Source organism: Acinetobacter sp. ANC 4173, from assembly GCF_004331255.1.
Taxonomy (GTDB): Bacteria; Pseudomonadota; Gammaproteobacteria; order Pseudomonadales; family Moraxellaceae; genus Acinetobacter.
In genome coordinates, this window is the sequence record NZ_SJOF01000001.1 from 134275 (window position 1) to 150402 (window position 16128).

General features: G+C 42.8%; 16 protein-coding genes and 4 tRNA genes. 11 read left to right on the forward strand and 9 right to left on the reverse strand.

Going from position 1 to position 16128, the window contains the following annotated elements; genetic code table 11:
* Nucleotides 1-6 precede the first annotated feature (6 nt).
* Complete coding sequence (locus E0H94_RS00645; RefSeq protein WP_131324610.1) at nucleotides 7-924, forward strand: DMT family transporter; 918 nt, start codon at nucleotides 7-9, stop codon at nucleotides 922-924.
* On the opposite strand, the gene coaE is transcribed toward E0H94_RS00645, so the two are convergent.
* Genes coaE through pilB form a run of 4 tightly spaced genes read right to left on the reverse strand, consistent with a single transcriptional unit; the run spans nucleotide 921 to nucleotide 5362 of the window.
* Nucleotides 921-1538 (reverse strand): dephospho-CoA kinase, encoded by a 618-nt coding sequence (gene coaE, locus E0H94_RS00650; RefSeq protein WP_131324612.1) that lies wholly within the window; start codon nucleotides 1536-1538, stop codon nucleotides 921-923. The genes E0H94_RS00645 and coaE overlap by 4 nt on opposite strands.
* Before the next feature lie 2 nt (nucleotides 1539-1540).
* Nucleotides 1541-2401 carry a prepilin peptidase gene (locus tag E0H94_RS18855; RefSeq protein WP_131324613.1) on the reverse strand — a complete coding sequence of 287 codons (861 nt, stop codon included), beginning with the start codon at nucleotides 2399-2401 and terminating at the stop codon, nucleotides 1541-1543.
* Nucleotides 2401-3627 carry a type II secretion system F family protein gene (locus E0H94_RS00660; protein WP_131324614.1) on the reverse strand — a complete coding sequence of 409 codons (1227 nt, stop codon included), beginning with the start codon at nucleotides 3625-3627 and terminating at the stop codon, nucleotides 2401-2403. The genes E0H94_RS18855 and E0H94_RS00660 overlap by 1 nt, the downstream gene beginning before the upstream one ends.
* Before the next feature lie 28 nt (nucleotides 3628-3655).
* Entirely contained in the window at nucleotides 3656-5362 is a 1707-nt protein-coding gene (gene pilB, locus E0H94_RS00665; protein WP_131324616.1) for a type IV-A pilus assembly ATPase PilB, read from the reverse strand.
* Between the two features lie 280 nt (nucleotides 5363-5642).
* Between pilB and tpiA the strand changes: the two genes are divergently transcribed.
* The 10 genes from tpiA to E0H94_RS00715 all read left to right on the forward strand — a co-directional run bounded on the left by tpiA (nucleotide 5643) and on the right by E0H94_RS00715 (nucleotide 12717).
* A complete protein-coding gene (tpiA, locus tag E0H94_RS00670; protein ID WP_131324618.1) occupies nucleotides 5643-6434 on the forward strand; it encodes a triose-phosphate isomerase in 792 nt (263 codons plus the stop codon).
* Nucleotides 6435-6447: 13 nt separating this feature from the next.
* Complete coding sequence (secG, locus tag E0H94_RS00675) at nucleotides 6448-6777, forward strand: preprotein translocase subunit SecG (RefSeq protein ID WP_016168397.1); 330 nt, start codon at nucleotides 6448-6450, stop codon at nucleotides 6775-6777.
* Between the two features lie 53 nt (nucleotides 6778-6830).
* Nucleotides 6831-6915 (forward strand) — tRNA-Leu (locus E0H94_RS00680).
* Nucleotides 6916-6963: 48 nt separating this feature from the next.
* Nucleotides 6964-7040 (forward strand) — tRNA-Met (locus E0H94_RS00685).
* A gap of 71 nt (nucleotides 7041-7111) precedes the next feature.
* Nucleotides 7112-7188 (forward strand) — tRNA-Met (locus tag E0H94_RS00690).
* A 95-nt stretch (nucleotides 7189-7283) separates the two neighbouring features.
* Nucleotides 7284-7360, forward strand: a tRNA-Met gene (locus E0H94_RS00695).
* A gap of 204 nt (nucleotides 7361-7564) precedes the next feature.
* On the forward strand, nucleotides 7565-8089 hold the full coding sequence (gene rimP / locus E0H94_RS00700) for a ribosome maturation factor RimP (protein ID WP_131264096.1): 525 nt from the start codon (nucleotides 7565-7567) through the stop codon (nucleotides 8087-8089).
* 35 nt (nucleotides 8090-8124) lie between these two features.
* The gene (gene nusA, locus E0H94_RS00705; RefSeq protein ID WP_131324620.1) at nucleotides 8125-9609 is read left to right on the forward strand and encodes a transcription termination factor NusA; all 1485 of its coding nucleotides are present in this window, start codon (nucleotides 8125-8127) and stop codon (nucleotides 9607-9609) included.
* 10 nt (nucleotides 9610-9619) lie between these two features.
* Nucleotides 9620-12313: a translation initiation factor IF-2 gene (gene infB, locus E0H94_RS00710; RefSeq protein ID WP_131324621.1), complete on the forward strand. Its 2694-nt coding sequence runs from the start codon at nucleotides 9620-9622 to the stop codon at nucleotides 12311-12313.
* On the forward strand, nucleotides 12313-12717 hold the full coding sequence (locus E0H94_RS00715; protein WP_116758767.1) for a ribosome-binding factor A: 405 nt from the start codon (nucleotides 12313-12315) through the stop codon (nucleotides 12715-12717). The genes infB and E0H94_RS00715 overlap by 1 nt, the downstream gene beginning before the upstream one ends.
* Nucleotides 12718-12779: 62 nt before the next feature.
* Here E0H94_RS00715 and E0H94_RS00720 read toward each other — a convergent pair whose 3' ends face one another.
* From E0H94_RS00720 to E0H94_RS00740, 5 genes are read right to left on the reverse strand one after another with little or no spacing between them, the layout of a single operon-like run.
* The gene (locus E0H94_RS00720) at nucleotides 12780-13142 is read right to left on the reverse strand and encodes a Na+/H+ antiporter subunit G (RefSeq protein WP_131324622.1); all 363 of its coding nucleotides are present in this window, start codon (nucleotides 13140-13142) and stop codon (nucleotides 12780-12782) included.
* Between the two features lie 12 nt (nucleotides 13143-13154).
* Nucleotides 13155-13430 (reverse strand): monovalent cation/H+ antiporter subunit F, encoded by a 276-nt coding sequence (locus tag E0H94_RS00725; protein WP_044740593.1) that lies wholly within the window; start codon nucleotides 13428-13430, stop codon nucleotides 13155-13157.
* Nucleotides 13427-13948, reverse strand: a complete 522-nt coding sequence (locus E0H94_RS00730; RefSeq protein ID WP_131324951.1) for a Na+/H+ antiporter subunit E — start codon at nucleotides 13946-13948, stop codon at nucleotides 13427-13429. The genes E0H94_RS00725 and E0H94_RS00730 overlap by 4 nt, the downstream gene beginning before the upstream one ends.
* Nucleotides 13949-13950: 2 nt before the next feature.
* Nucleotides 13951-15762: a monovalent cation/H+ antiporter subunit D gene (locus E0H94_RS00735; RefSeq protein ID WP_131324623.1), complete on the reverse strand. Its 1812-nt coding sequence runs from the start codon at nucleotides 15760-15762 to the stop codon at nucleotides 13951-13953.
* Complete coding sequence (locus E0H94_RS00740) at nucleotides 15762-16127, reverse strand: Na+/H+ antiporter subunit C (protein ID WP_131324625.1); 366 nt, start codon at nucleotides 16125-16127, stop codon at nucleotides 15762-15764. The genes E0H94_RS00735 and E0H94_RS00740 overlap by 1 nt, the downstream gene beginning before the upstream one ends.
* Between the last annotated feature and the right edge of the window lies 1 nt (nucleotide 16128).

The following is a 16128-nucleotide window of genomic DNA, read 5'->3' on the forward strand; positions in this document are numbered from 1 at the left end:
TTAAAGATGATTTCACACCGCTCCCAAGGCTATTTGTTTGTTGCCATTACCATGTGTATTTGGGGCGGATTTACTTTGACTTCTCGCTTAAGTGCACAATGGCATATCAGTGCGTGGGATATCACCGCACTGCGTTTTGCATTGGCTTTTTGCATTTTAACGCCCATCCTCATTTATAAAAAAGACACTGCTTTTTTATGGCATAAACAACCGATCATTTTGGCACTTATTGGTGGTGTGGCGTATTGTTTAACGTCATATAGTGCATTTCATTATGTTCCTGCGGCACATGCGGCGATTTTCTTGAATGGTTGTTTACCACTATGTACTGCAATTGCGGCGTATTTACTGTTTAAAGAACCTTTTGATCGCCATACGTGGCTAAGTCTGGCGATTATGCTGACCGCAATTGGCTCAATGTCTTATTTGATGTATCAGGAAACAGGGGTTGCTTTTGGTTTTGGTGACTTATTGTTTCTCTTGAGTGCAATCTGGTGGGGAATTTTTACGGTTCTATTGCGGCAATGGAAACTTTCTGCTTGGCATTCCATGGCAAGTGTGGCGATTTGGTCTGCGATTATCTATTTGCCGATTTATTTGCTATTTTTACCGAAACATCTGGATCAACCAGAACCGATGCATTTGTTGTTACAAACACTGTTCCATGGCATTTTTGTGGTGATTGTTGCAACGCTGACTTACGTGGAAGCCATCAAGCGACTCGGTGCATTTAAGGCGGGCAGTATTGTGACTTTAGCGCCATTTATTGCCGCGATTCTGGCTGTACCTTTATTGCATGAACCGTTAAGTTTGGCAATTATGTGCGGTTTGTTGGGGATGGGAATTGGAGCTTTGCAACCGTGGCGCTGGTTGCGTAAAGATTCGTTACAAGCGCAGCTTGATCAGCAAAAGAGGTCATCTTAAACGGACTGTTTTTGCTGTGCCATGCTTAAATAGTTTTGATGTAAAGGTTCAAGATGTGCATAAAGATGGTTGAGATGACCATCATTGAGCACAATATCATGCGCTAGCTGTTGTTTTTTCTTTCGTGGCATTTGTGCTTGAATAATTTGTTGGATCTGCTGAATACTTTGGCGATCTCTTTGACTGGCACGCTCAATTTGTAAGTCTTCCGATGCATCAATTAACAAGACACGATCGGTCAGCTCATGTTGATTGGTCTCTAGTAGTAGTGGTGAGACCAGAATCACATAAGGGCTGGTGGCATTCTGCAATTGCTGAAGAATTGATTGTCGAATAGCAGGGTGGGTGATGCCTTCTAAAACTTTACGTGCATCGGCATGTTGAAAGATATGCTCACGCAAGGCTTTGCGATTCAGTGTACCTGTTTTATCGAGCACCCAGTCACCAAAGGCTGCTTGAATCGCATATAAGGCAGGCTGATTGGGTTCGACGACTTCACGCGCGACAATATCAGCATCGACCACTTGAATACCTTGGGTTTCAAACCAATGACTGGCAGCAGATTTCCCACTGCCAATTCCACCTGTAAGACCGAGAATGAATGGGTCTTGCATACTCATTGTCCTAGATAAACTTTCATAATTTGCTCACCCCATAAAAAGGCAACCCAACCTGCGATCGCAATATAGGGGCCAAAAGCAAAAGGTTGATTCTCTTTACGGACTTTAAGCAGAATAATTCCGATGATCGCACCGACCAGTGAAGACAGTAGTATGATCAAAGGTAACAGCAAGGGACCCATCCAAGCTCCTAAGGCTGCCAGCAATTTAAAGTCACCATAGCCCATGCCTTCTTTACCTGTAATAATTTTAAACAGGTAATACACAATCCAAAGACAAAGAAAACCAATGATATAGCCCCAAATAGCACCGCTTGGAGAGGTATAAATTGAATAGCTGTTAATCCCTAGTCCTAAAGCAGCCAATGGTAAGGTATAACGATCAGGTAAAAGCTGTGTATCGAAATCGATAAAAGTCAGTGCAATCAGAGTATAAGTAAGAATTAAACCAAACAGCATCTGAAGGGTTGGACCATAGATTGCGACGACTGTCAAAGCACAGATTGCAGTCAGTAATTCAATCAAAGGATAGCGAATACTGATGGGATTGCTACAGGTTCCACATTTTCCACGTAAAAATAACCAGCTAATAATAGGAATATTTTGAAACCAGCGAATCGGGGTTTTACATTGTGGGCAGGTTGAAACAGGTTGGCTGAGACTGAGTTTTGTCTCATCCAAAATAGTTTGTTCAGGATGAAGGAGTAGTTGACAGTCTTGACGCCACTCTTGCTCCATCATTTTGGGGGTACGGTAGATCACAACATTTAAAAAACTACCAATACATAAACTAAAAATCCCAACTGCGATATAAAGTGCAGTTGGGTTTTGAATAAAATAATCGAGTAAATCTTGCATTAAACCACAGAACCCATTTGGAAGATTGGAAGATACATGGCAATGACCAGACCACCGACAAGGACCCCCAGAATCGCCATGATTAAGGGTTCCATCATTGAAGTTAAGCCATCGACAGCATTATCGACTTCATTTTCATAATGTGTCGCGACTTTATCCAACATGGCATCCAGTGCACCTGATTCCTCACCAATGGCAACCATTTGTACCGCCATAGAAGGAAATTTATCCGTGACCCGCATGGCAAATTGTAACTGTTGTCCAGTCGCAACATCATCTCGGATCTTAAGCACTGCTTGCTCATAGACCACATTATTGGTTGCTCCAGCAGTTGATTCTAAAGCATCAATCAGTGGAACACCGGCAGCAAAGGTGGTGGCTAAAGTACGGCTGTAACGCGCGATAATGGCTTTATAAACCAGATCACCAAAAATAGGGGCCTTTAATGCCGCCTTATCTAAAAAGTCGCGGAATTTTTTACTCCGCTTTTTCGCTTCAAGAAATGCAGCAATCAAAACACCAATCGCAATAATCAGAATAAACCAGTATTTTTGCATCCATTCCGACATATTCACGACCATTTGGGTAAAAGCTGGTAGGTCAGCTCCAAATGAACTAAATAAATCTTGGAAAACAGGAACTACTTTGACCATCAAAATAATGGTGACAATAATTGCAACCACAATGACGGTGGCTGGATATTTCATGGCTTTCTTGATCTTTTGTTTCAGGAGTTCGCTTTTTTCTTTATAAATTGCGACACGATCCAACATAGTTTCAAGCGCACCTGATTGTTCACCTGATTCGACCAAAGAGCAAAATAAATTGTCAAAGTGCTGTGGATATTTTTTTAGTGCACCAGCAAAAGTGTTGCCTCCTTCTACTTCACCTTTAATGCCTAAGACCACTTCCCTCATTGCGGGGTTTTCTAGACCCTCAGCCACAATTTCAAAGCTTTGTACCAAAGGCACACCCGCTTTCATCATGGTTGCCAATTGACGTGTGAAAATGGTGATATCCAGTGTGCTGACTTTCTTTTTTAACAAACCTTCAAGAATATTTTTTCGCTTTTCTCGAATGGTCTTAATGGCAACCCCTTGCTTCCGTAATGTGACTTTAGCTAAAGCCATATTCCGTGCAGGGAGTTCCCCTTTAATTTTTGCCCCTTTGCGGTCAACTCCTTCATAACTGAAGGTTGGCATCATCTGTGCTTTTTTGACAGCCATGCGTTTATCCTTATTTTAAATACGTACTTTATTCGCTGGTCACACGATTGACTTCTTGTAGTGAAGTTACCCCTTGTATGACCTTCTTCAAACCCGAAATACGTAGATTACTAAACCCCAATTTTGCCGATGCTTCTGCAATTTGAATTGCATTACCATCTTCCATAATAATCTTGGATATTTCAGATGTAACTTTCATTACTTCATAGATCCCCACACGCCCTTTATAGCCTTCTCGACATTCTGAACAACCGACAGGTTGAAAAATTTTGAAATCTGGCTGTTCTATATCTTGTTCGCTAAAGCCCATTTCTAACAAACTATTTTTTGGTACTTCAGCAGGTACTTTACATTGTGGACAGAGTCGTCGAGCAAGTCGTTGTGCAATTACTAAGTTTACAGAGGTTGCGATGTTAAAGGAAGGGACGCCCATATTTCTTAAACGAGTCAGGGTTTCTGGTGCGCTATTGGTATGTAAGGTAGACATCACCATATGACCTGTTTGTGCGGCTTTAATCGCAATTTCAGCAGTTTCTAAGTCTCGAATCTCACCGACCATGACAATGTCTGGATCTTGTCGTAAGAAGGACTTTAATGCTGCTGAGAAGGTTAGCCCCACTTTATTGTTCACGTTAACCTGATTAATACCTTCCAAGTTAATTTCGACGGGATCTTCAGCTGTTGAAATATTGGTATCTTCTTTATTTAGAATATTTAGACCAGTATAGAGAGAAACCGTTTTACCTGAACCGGTGGGACCTGTGATGAGCAGCATCCCTTGTGGTTTTTCCAGAGCTTCCATAAATAAAGCTTTTTGTTCAGGTTCATAACCTAAGGCATCAATACCCAGCATTGCACTCGAAGGATCTAAAATACGCAGCACAATTTTTTCACCAAAAAGTGTCGGCAGGGAGTTGACACGAAAATCGATGGCTTTAGTTTTTGATATTTTAAGTTTAATACGTCCATCTTGAGGAACACGTTTTTCAGCGATGTCCATTTGCGACATGACCTTTAAGCGTGAAGCAAGACGGTTGGCTAGCTGTAATGGAGGCGTAGCAATCTGGCGTAAAACACCATCCACACGGTAGCGTACACGATATACTTTTTCATACGGTTCAAAATGTAAGTCCGATGCGCCCATGCGTATCGCATCAATCAATAATTTATTGATATATTTAACAATTGGAGCCTCATCTTCTTGAGGTTGATCATCGTTATCTTCTTGATTTGTATGCTCTTCATGGACATGCAATTCAAAGTCATCATCAAACTCGAAGGTACTTTTTTCGGCATAATTTTGTTCAATAATTTTTTCTAATTTGTCATGTTCAACAATAATAGCTTCAATGCTGAGCTTACTATTGAAACGCATGGCATCCATAGCATCTATATGCGTTGGATTGCTGGTGGCTACAAAAAGTTGGTGCCCGCGTCGAAAAATGGGTAAAATGCGAAATTTGGTAATTAGTTTGTCTTCAACGACATCCCTTAAAATATGTGCAGAGTCATAAGTCGAAAGATCAAATAAAGGCTCACCAAACTCTTCAGAAATTTTTTCGGCAATGATAATTGGTTTGAGTTTTAAATTCTCAATCAAATAGGGAACAATATCTTGGTTTGCTTTCTTTGCACTGCTAACAGCAGCCTGCATGTTTTCAGTAGAAACGATTCCATCTTCGACCAAACGGCGAATAAAACCTGTGAATCGTGGAGAACCTTGTAGTGCTGTCATTCGCTTAATGCCTACTTCAATTAAATTGTTTATAATTGGTATCGTAAAATTATACTTTTGTTGTATAAAAATACCATATCTGAAAGTGTTGTGTTTCGCTAACTATTAATCAAAAGCATGAACCAGTTTAATGAAACTGATATTTTTTGCCATTTTAATGGCTGAAAAAAATATAAAAAAGTGAAGTTAATACTAAACTGTCAAGAAAATTATCTTCTCAATAAAGAATTCCGTGTAGAATGTCGCCGTTTAAATCAATTGTTTTGTGAATGGGTTAAGTATGTCGGATTCGACGATCACACCTTGGGTTGTAGGGAATTGGAAAATGAATCCAATACAGGTGAATGCCAAACAACTTATAAATGAATTTAAAGAATTATTGAACAAGAATGAAATTTCTCCAGCGCAATGTCATTTGGCGGTTGCACCGATTTCAATCGCATTACATCTCGTAAAAGACGAATTAAAACAAGCGAGCTGTACTGTTCATGTGGTTGCGCAAGATGTTTCTCGTATGGCGGGAACTGGGGCGTATACAGGCGAAGTCAGTGCCACTTTATTAAAAGATAGTGCAATTGAACATGTATTGATTGGTCACTCTGAGCGCCGTGAATTTTTTGGTGATAATCCACAAGTCATTCGCGAGAAAGTAAAGCATGCATTGGCAGAAGGTTTAACGGTCATTTATTGTGTCGGTGAAAGCCTTGAACAGCGAGAGAATGGTCAAGCTGATCAAGTGGTATTACAGCAGATCTGTGACATTGCAAGTTGCGTTACAGCAGAGCAGTGGCAGCAGATTGTGATTGCTTATGAGCCAATTTGGGCCATTGGTACCGGGAAGACCGCATCACCAGAAGATGCACAAAACATGCATGCTAAAATTCGTGAAGGTTTAAAACAGCTCACAACACTGGGTAGCACAATGCCAATTTTATATGGTGGTAGTGTTAAGCCAGAAAATGCAGTAGAGTTAGCGGCCTGTCCAGATATTAATGGCGCCTTAGTGGGTGGAGCATCTTTGAATGCTGCATCTTTTTATCAAATCGCTCAGGCCTTTGCGCATACAAAATAACGAGGAGTTCATCATGCATACTTTTGTGCTGGTGGTGCATATTATTCTTGCCGTGTTAATGATTGGCTTGATTCTTGTACAGCATGGTAAGGGCGCAGATGCAGGTGCCTCTTTTGGTGGCGGTGGCGCTGCAACAGTTTTTGGTGCGTCAGGTTCAGGTAACTTCTTAACACGCCTAACCGCGATTTTGACAGCCTTATTCTTTATTACCAGTTTAACGCTGGCAGTATTTGCAAAACAGCAAACCACAGAAGCGTATAGCTTGAAATCTGTACAGACGACAGCACCTGCAACAACCAATTCGGGTGAAACTTCGCCAGCTGCACCTAAAACGAGCGAATAATTAGAATTAATCCTTTCTTTTTTGTGGCGATGCTACTAGAATGCGTCACAGCTGCGGTGGTGGTGGAATTGGTAGACACGCTACCTTGAGGTGGTAGTGCTTTCGGGCGTGGGGGTTCAAGTCCCCCCTTCCGCACCAACTTATGAATCCAGAAGATTAAGTTGGTGTATGCGGCAAATCTGTTGATGCGGGATGGAGCAGTCTGGTAGCTCGTCGGGCTCATAACCCGAAGGTCGTTGGTTCAAATCCAGCTCCCGCTACCAATCAACCTTATTTTAGGAGCAAACTAAAATAAGTAATTTAAGTGATTAAATTAAGAGATTTTGCGTTTTGATGCGGGATGGAGCAGTCTGGTAGCTCGTCGGGCTCATAACCCGAAGGTCGTTGGTTCAAATCCAGCTCCCGCTACCAATTTGATTTAGGTGCAACTAAGTCAGAGCAGGTATGAAGTATTTATATTTAGATTGAAAAATATTTCATATTTGTATATAATTTTTGCACGTTGATGCGGGATGGAGCAGTCTGGTAGCTCGTCGGGCTCATAACCCGAAGGTCGTTGGTTCAAATCCAGCTCCCGCTACCAAGTTTCTAAAAGAGGCTCACAACAAGGTGGGCCTTTTTGCACAGTGGACATTGGTTTTCTGTGTAATAATTGGGGCGATTGCGCCCTTTTTTATTGGCTATCGTGTAGTGTCGACATCAATTGGTCAAATAGTCATGCTTCACTGTAGTGGGTCTGTTTCATCGGTCAACACGGCCATTAAATCGCACAAAATGACGAGAGTAAATGAAGTTATCAAATAAAACCCAAGCACTCCAAGATTTAATCGTTCCTGCAGTGCAAGCTTGTAATGTAGATCTATGGGGGATTGAATTTGTCCCTCAGGGCAAACGTTCATTATTGCGTATCTATATTGACAAAGCTGTTGATGAAAATGTAGAACCAATGATCAGTGAAGACGGTGAGCTTGAGCTTGGCCGTGGTATTGGCGTACAAGACTGTGTGCGTGTCACTCAACAAGTGGGTGCTATGCTTGATGTTCATGACCCAATTTCTGGTGAGTATGCACTTGAGGTGTCTTCTCCAGGTTGGGATCGTCCATTTTTCCAATTGGAGCAGATGCCGGCATATATTGGTCAACAAGTTGCTTTACGCCTGATCAGTGCTGTTGAAAATCGTCGCAAATTTCAAGCGAAATTGGTTGCAGTAGATCTGGAAAATGAAGTGATTCAGGTTGAAGTAGAAAAGCAACAAGTGCTTGAAATTGATAGTAACAATATCGACAAAGCAAATCTGGTTTATCAAGATTAATTCAATTTATAAGAATCTGAACAAATAGGTGGCTTATGGCACGCGAAATCCTTACCGTCGTTGAAACGGTTAGTAACGAAAAAGGTGTAGGTCGCGAAGCAATTTTCGAAGCGCTTGAACAAGCTCTCGTTGCAGCGACGAAAAAGAAATTCTATGAAGGCACGAATTCTGAAGAAGCGCGTCTCCGTGTAGAGATTGATCGTAAAACTGGTGACTATAGTACTTTCCGTCAATGGGAAGTGGTTGCAGATGAAGATCATGAAATGCCTGCATGCCAAGATGCTATTTCTGACGTCGATCCTGCGAAATGGTCTATTGGTGACATTCGTGAGCTTGAAGTGCCTTCAATTGACTTCGGTCGTATTGCAGCGCAAATTGCTAAGCAAGTGATTGTACAAAAGATTCGTGAAGCTGAGCGTGCTTTAGTTGCTGATGCCTACGAATCTAAAGTGGGTGAGCTAATTTACGGCGAAGTGAAAAAGCAAACCAAAGATGGTTTCATTATTGACCTCGGTGATAATGCTGAAGCATATCTTGCGCGTGAAGAAATGATCGCAAAAGAAATTTTACGTCCAAAACAACGCGTAAATGCGATTTTGTTTAACGTGAATCGTGAAGGTCGTGGTGCGCAATTGTTATTGTCACGTGCACGTCCTGAAATGCTTATGGCTTTGATGAAAAAAGAAATTCCTGAAATTTCTGAAGAAATCATTGAGATTAAAGCCGCAGCGCGTCAACCTGGTGTGCGTGCTAAAATTGCAGTGAAAACCAATGATCATCGTATTGACCCTGTAGGTGCTTGTATTGGTATGCGTGGTACGCGTATTCAAGCAGTTCAACAGGAGTTGAATGGTGAGCGTATTGATGTAGTAGTATGGTCTGATGATCCAGCACAATACATTGCAAGCGCATTAGAGCCTGCAGACGTATCGGGTATTGTGATTGATGAAGAAGAGCGTACTGCGGACATTATTTTCGCAACTAGCGATCAACTAGCGCGTGCGATTGGTTCACAAGGTCAAAACGTACGTTTAGCTTCTGAACTGACTGGTTATAAACTGAACATGATGCTTGAAGAAGAATATCATGCACGTCAGCAAAATGAAGCACAACAATACTTAGACTTATTTGTATCACGTCTAGATATTGAAGAAGATTTGGCAATGGCGTTGGTGGATATGGGCTTTACTTCTCTCGAAGAAATTGCTTATGTCCCAGTTGAAACATTTGATGAAATTGAGTTGGATGCTGAAACTGTTGAATTGTTGCAAAGTCGTGCCAAAGAGTTGGCATTGGCAGATGCACTACAACAGCAAGAAAATATCCAAGACCCAAGTGCTGAACTTCTTGCAATGGAAGGAATGACACAAGAAATCGCGTATGCATTGGCTGCACGCGGAGTAGTGACTGTTGATGACTTGGCAGACCAAGCGACTGACGATATCTCAGATATTGAAGGTTTAGGGGCTGAGCAAGCAGGTCAATTAATTATGAAAGCGCGTGAATCATGGTTTAACTAGGAGGTAATATATGACGGACAAGTCGATTCAAGAGTTAGCACTCAGCGTAGGACGTCCTGTAGACAAGCTCCTAGAGCAGGTTCGCGATGCAGGTTTACCGCAACGTAAAGCTGACGACATTATTTCTACTGAACAACAAGATACCCTCGTTAACCATTTGAAGAAAGTTCATGGTCAGGACGTAGGGCAAGCAGGACAAATCACGTTGAAACGTAAAACTACAGGTACTGCTAAAGTAGCAAGTACCTCAGGTAAGGCAAAAACCATTAATGTAGAAGTTCGCAAGAAGCATACATTTACCAAGCCTGATCCTGAACAAATCAAAGCAGAAGCTTTGGCGAAAGCACAAGCTGAACAACAGACACGTAAGGCTGTTGAACCTAAAGCAACAGCTGAAAGTCCAGTAGCAAATAAAGCGGCTGCAAACTTAGAAGCAATGCGTGCTGCAGCAAAGCAAGAAACCACCAAGCAAGAAACAGCAAAAGCAGCTGTTGTGGTGAAGCGCAAATCGACAAACAAGCCAGTAGTTAAAGCACAAATTAAAGTGATTGAAACTCCTGAGCAGAAGAAAGCGCGTGAAGCACAAGCAGCTCAATTAAAAGCAACTGAAGAAGCAGCACGTCGTAAAGCAGCTGAAGAAGCGCAGCAACGTACACTTGAACAAATGCGTCAAATGGCATCTAAGTATTCAAACGAAGATGCAACTGCGACCATTCGTGTAGTGGATGATTCTCCTCTTGCTGCGGGTCTTGTTGGTCAAGCATATGAAGATTCATTTGCGAAAGAAGACCGCGACATTAAACGTGGTGCCAATACACCAGGTACACGTGCACCGAAGAAAGGTGGTCGTCGTGGTGAAGAGCAATCTTTCCGTGACAATACACATAAGCGCGGTTTAAAAACCAGCACTGCAAATAAACATGGTTTTGAAAAACCTGTTAAAAAGCAAGTTTATGATGTTGAAATTGGTTCAACCATTGTTGTTGCAGATCTTGCAGCAAAAATGGCGATTAAAGTACGTGAAGTAATTAAGTCACTCATGAAAATGGGTGAGCTGGTTACTCAGAACCAAGCAATTGAGCAAGAAATTGCTGCCTTGATTGTAGAAGAAATGGGTCATAACCCTGTTCTTGTATCTGATACGCAAGCAGAAGATAACTTACTTGAAGCTGCTGAAGGTGCGCGAGGTGTTCAATCTACTCGTGCACCAGTGGTGACAATCATGGGTCACGTTGACCATGGTAAAACATCGCTTCTTGACCGTATTCGTCGTGCAAAAGTTGCTCAAGGCGAAGCGGGCGGTATCACACAGCATATCGGTGCTTACCACGTTACAACTGAAAAAGGTATGATCACTTTCCTTGATACTCCTGGACATGCTGCATTTACGGCAATGCGTTCACGTGGTGCGAAAGCGACTGATATCGTGGTTCTTGTTGTAGCAGCAGATGATGGTGTAATGCCACAAACTGCGGAAGCAATTGATCATGCGCGTGCAGCGGGTACACCAATCATTGTTGCAATCAACAAGATGGATAAAGAATCTGCTGATCCAGATCGCGTATTGAACGAATTGACAGTAAAAGAAATCGTGCCTGAACAATGGGGCGGTGATGTACCCGTGGCAATGGTTTCAGCACATTCTGGTCAAGGTATCGATGAGCTTCTAGATCTTATTTCAATCCAAGCTGAATTGCTTGAGTTGAAAGCATCTGAAGAAGGTGCTGCACAAGGTGTGGTGATTGAAGCACGTGTTGACAATAGCCGTGGTGCGGTAACGTCTATCCTTGTTCAAAACGGTACACTGAAAGTAGGTGACCTTGTTCTTGCGGGTGCATCTTACGGTCGCGTTCGTGCAATGACGGATGAAAATGGTCAACGTATTCAATCTGCAGGTCCTTCAATTCCAGTGGAAATTTTAGGTCTTCCTGAAGCGCCAATGGCGGGTGATGAAGTTCTTGTTGTCAGTGATGAGAAGAAAGCACGTGAAGTTGCCGATGCGCGTATGGATCGTGAGCGTCAAAAGCGTCTTGAGCGTCAAAGTGCAATGCGTCTTGAAAATATCATGGCGTCTATGGGCAAGAAAGATGTGCCTATCGTCAATGTGGTATTGAAAACTGACGTACGTGGTACTTTGGAAGCATTACATGTTGCGCTTGCTGAACTTGCAACAGATGAAGTGAAAGTTCGTATCATTGGTTCAGGCGTAGGTGCAATCACTGAGTCTGACGTAACTTTGGCTGAATCTTCTGAAGCCGTATTACTTGGCTTTAACGTCCGTGCAGACAACACTGCGCGTCAAAAAGCTGATGCAGATGGTATCGATATTCGTTACTACTCAATCATCTATCAATTGATTGATGATGTGAAAGCAGCGATGAGCGGTAAGCTTGCACCTGAACATCGTGAAACGATTCTGGGTGTGGCTGAAGTACGTGAAGTGTTCCATTCAAGTAAGTTTGGTGCAGCAGCAGGCTGTATGGTACTTGAGGGTATGTTACACCGTAATAAACCGATTCGCGTATTACGTGATGACGTGGTGGTGTTCCAAGGCGAGCTTGAATCTCTTCGTCGTTATAAAGAAGTGGTTGAAGACGTTCGTGCAGGTATGGAATGTGGTCTTGCGGTGAAAGGTTATAAAGACATTAAAGTCAAAGATAAAATCGAAGTCTATGATGTTCAACTGATTAAACGGAGTCTTTAATGGCGGGTAGTCAGCGTCTTAAGCGAATGGCAGATACAGTTCAACGTGAGTTGTCTGAGTTAATCCGCCAAGAGCTGAAAGATCCACGCTTGGGTGGTCTTGTGACCATCTCGGCGGTGAAGGTCAGCCCAGATTTAGGCTATGCAGAAGTCTATGTCACCGTAATGGGGCGTGAGCTTGGCGATGAGCAAAGTGCAGTGGCAAATAAAGAAACTCTGGATGTCTTAAATAAAGCATCAGGTTTCTTACGCCACGAACTGGGTCGTCGTATTAAGACACGTATTACGCCACGTTTACGTTTTCATTATGACAAGACCAATGCTTATGGTAACTATATGTTTGGTTTGATTGCAGAAGCAGTAAAGGATTTACCTGCTGCTGAAGCAAAACAAGATGATGAATAAGCTCAAGCTTAAAATTGAGTGATAAAAAAGCCACCTTCGGGTGGCTTTTTTATGCTTATGATTTATTCACGACGACGTTGACGTTGCCAAGGTAATGGTCGATTCAATGTTTCGGGTACATCACCACTCATTGAGCGTAAGCGCAGATGAAGTGCTGCTTGCGCCATCAGGTTGGCCGATACAGGTGCGGTAATGAATGCTAAAAGTGTTAATAAAATTTCTGCGAAACCAATCTTTCCCTGAAAAGCAGAGAAAATCATGGCGGCAATTAGGAAACTACCTAAACCTAAAGTGCTCGATTTGGTGGGGGCATGCAAACGCATGAATAAATCGGGTAGGCGAATCATGCCTATTCCTCCGACCAACATGAAGAATGCACCAATCAGCAAGAAAATAGAAACCAGTATTTCCATGAGTAATTGCATGTAATGTGCTCCTTAATCGATGACATGACCAGAGGTAAAGTAGCGTGCCAAGGCCACAGTAGATACAAATCCAAGCATAGCGACCAGTAGTGCACCTTCAAATAGTGAGGTGGTACTCCAATAGATGCCAAGTACGACAATGAGACAGGTTGCATTCAAGAACAAGGTGTCTAAAGCCAACAGTCGATCCACAATAGATGGTCCAATAATCAGGCGACCCAGGCACATCATCATCGAAAGTGTGATCGCCACCATACAGATGCCTAAAGCATAGGGCAGAACGGTCATGTGGCATCTCCTGAGTTAACGTGGAAGATTTCCATTAATGGTTTTTCATAACGGTTTTTGATGTCTTGAATATCGATTTCGGTATTATCCGAACTTAATGCGTGAACCAAAATATCACCCCGATCTTGATCGATGCCCGCTGACACTGTGCCTGGTGTGGTGGTAATGATCATCGCCAGTAAGCTATTGACCTCATCGTGTTGGGTGTCTAAAGGTACGCGATACCATTTAGGATGTAATTGATCCATTGGACCTAAAACTAGCTTAGCAATCCGAATATTGGAGATCACAATATCCCAAAGTACAACAAAAAATAGCTTAATCGCTGCCTTCCAATGAATATTCGGTGTCTGCTGAATAAAGGGTTGTACTAAGCGTGGAATAATCAAGGCAAGTAAACTTGCCATGACTAATGTTGCTGCATCGAAACTATGTGCCAGCATTATCCAAGTGATTGCAACCAGAACCGAGACAAAAGGATGAGGGAGCCAGCGATGAAGAAAAGAGTTTTTTTGCATCATTACGGCTCCACAGGTTTAAGTTGAGCATCATCAGGAATCAACGTTTCATGGGTCTGTTGTTCTTGAATCTGACGTAACTTGTACGGTGAAATGTGCTCACCAGACAAAGTATCTTCACTGATCGTATATGGAATCAGATGTGCATTGGGATCGAGTTCTTCTCCCCCATATTTGGTTTCGGGTAAGTTTTCAGGATCAAATGGCTGCACACTGATGACTTGATTCAGCTCATCCTTTTTCAATATAGCCGCTTCATACAAGGCATTATTTTGAATTTGTAATGCAGTATTCTGGGTATATTGCTGTATAGGTCCTGCCGCGACCATATAGCCGATAAGGCCTGCCAATAAGACATAGATTGCAATATCGTTACGTGGCGGCGCTTTTTCGGGTGTGGCTTGGTAAGCGGTATAATCCGCTTCAATATGTGCGATTTCTTCGGGTTTACTGGCGCGCCAGAATAGAATAAAACCCACACGGGTAAAAGCGAGAATACTGAGCAAACTCACAATCAGAATCACTGCGATCACAATGCCTTGATAAGGTTCATTTGCAGTGGCTTGAAGAATAAAGACTTTACCGAGAAAACCACTGAATGGGGGTAATCCCGCCATCATTAAGGCTATCAGGAAATAGCAAATGGAGAGCACATGATGTTGTTTCATCTGTGGTGCAATTTTCAAATGATCTTTGTAGACACCACGTTGCGAGGTAATCCAGCCACAAAGTAAATAAAAGGCGGCTGCAATCAGCGTACTATGTACCAGATAATACAGCGTTGCTGACCATGCTTGGGTATTCAACAAGGCAATAGCGGTGAGTAAGGTTCCAATGGAAGACAACACCATAAAACCGACAAAACGGCGTAAACGTTCCGCACCAATGGCACCAATCACACCATAGAGTGAGGTGATTAAACCGATGGGCAATAACCAGTTTTGTAGAATGGACTGACTTAAAGCATCATCAAATACTGTACCGTTGACCCGTAAAATTGCATAAATGCCGACTTTGGTCATGATGGTGAAAATGGCGGCAACAGGGGTGGTGGCGACGGCATAGGTTTTGGGTAACCAGAAGCCGACAGGTAACATTGCAGCTTTAATGCCAAAGACCACGAACAGTAACAGTCCCCCTGCCACAGCCAATTTGTGTTGATCCGGTTGTAAGCTCGGCAGCAAGCGTGCGACATCTGCCATATTCAAACTACCAACACTGCCATAAATCATGCCCAGACCAATCAGGAACAGTGCAGAGGCCAATAGGTTGATGGTGACGTAATGAATGCCAAGCTGAAAGCGTGCTTTGCCTTGTCCATGCAAGAGCAGGACATAAGAAGCCATCAGTAGAATTTCGAAGAATACAAACAGGTTAAATAAGTCGCCTGTGAGGAAGGCACCACATAGTCCCATCAATAAAAAATGGAACATGGTATGGAAATAGCGCCCACGGGTATCCCATTCACGACTAGAAAACCACAAAACGGGTACTGCAAGTGCATAGGTTAATACCAGCATTAAGGCAGAGAGTTGGTCTAAAACCAAAACAATCCCGAAGGGTGCCGTCCATTCGCTTAGGTTATAACTGCTGATTTGTCCATGACTGGCCACCATTAAATAGCAAATTGCAGTAGCAAGCCCTAAGAGTGCGGAAATGAGACTGATGCCACGACGCCAAGGCTGACGCCAGTCATAGGCGAGTGAGCCTGAACCGGGATTGCCCAGTAAAACCAGAATAAAGCCAGTAAATGCAGGAATGAGGATGCTAAAAATTGGTGTATGTTCGGCCCAAAATTGGATGAAGTTATGCATTAAGGCTCATCCTCGCGTGGGTCAACAAGACTAATTTCTTCTTTTGAGTCAACGTGGTCGGTCCCTGATTCATAACGGCTGCGTAAAGCCAGTTGTACAATAAAGGCTGTAGTGGCAAAACCAATGACAATGGCGGTAAGGACTAGCGCTTGTGGCAATGGGTCGGTAGATTTGGAGGCTTCGGTTAATACCGCAGGCGAGTTGATTTGGACCCGCCCCATGGCAAACAAGAACATGTTTACGGCATAGCCAATCATGGCTAAGCCAAGTACCACTGGAAAAGTACGTGCGCGCAGAATCAGATAGATGCCCGTTGAAACTAACAGTCCAATCGCAGAAGCAATAAGAAATTCTAGACTAATCATA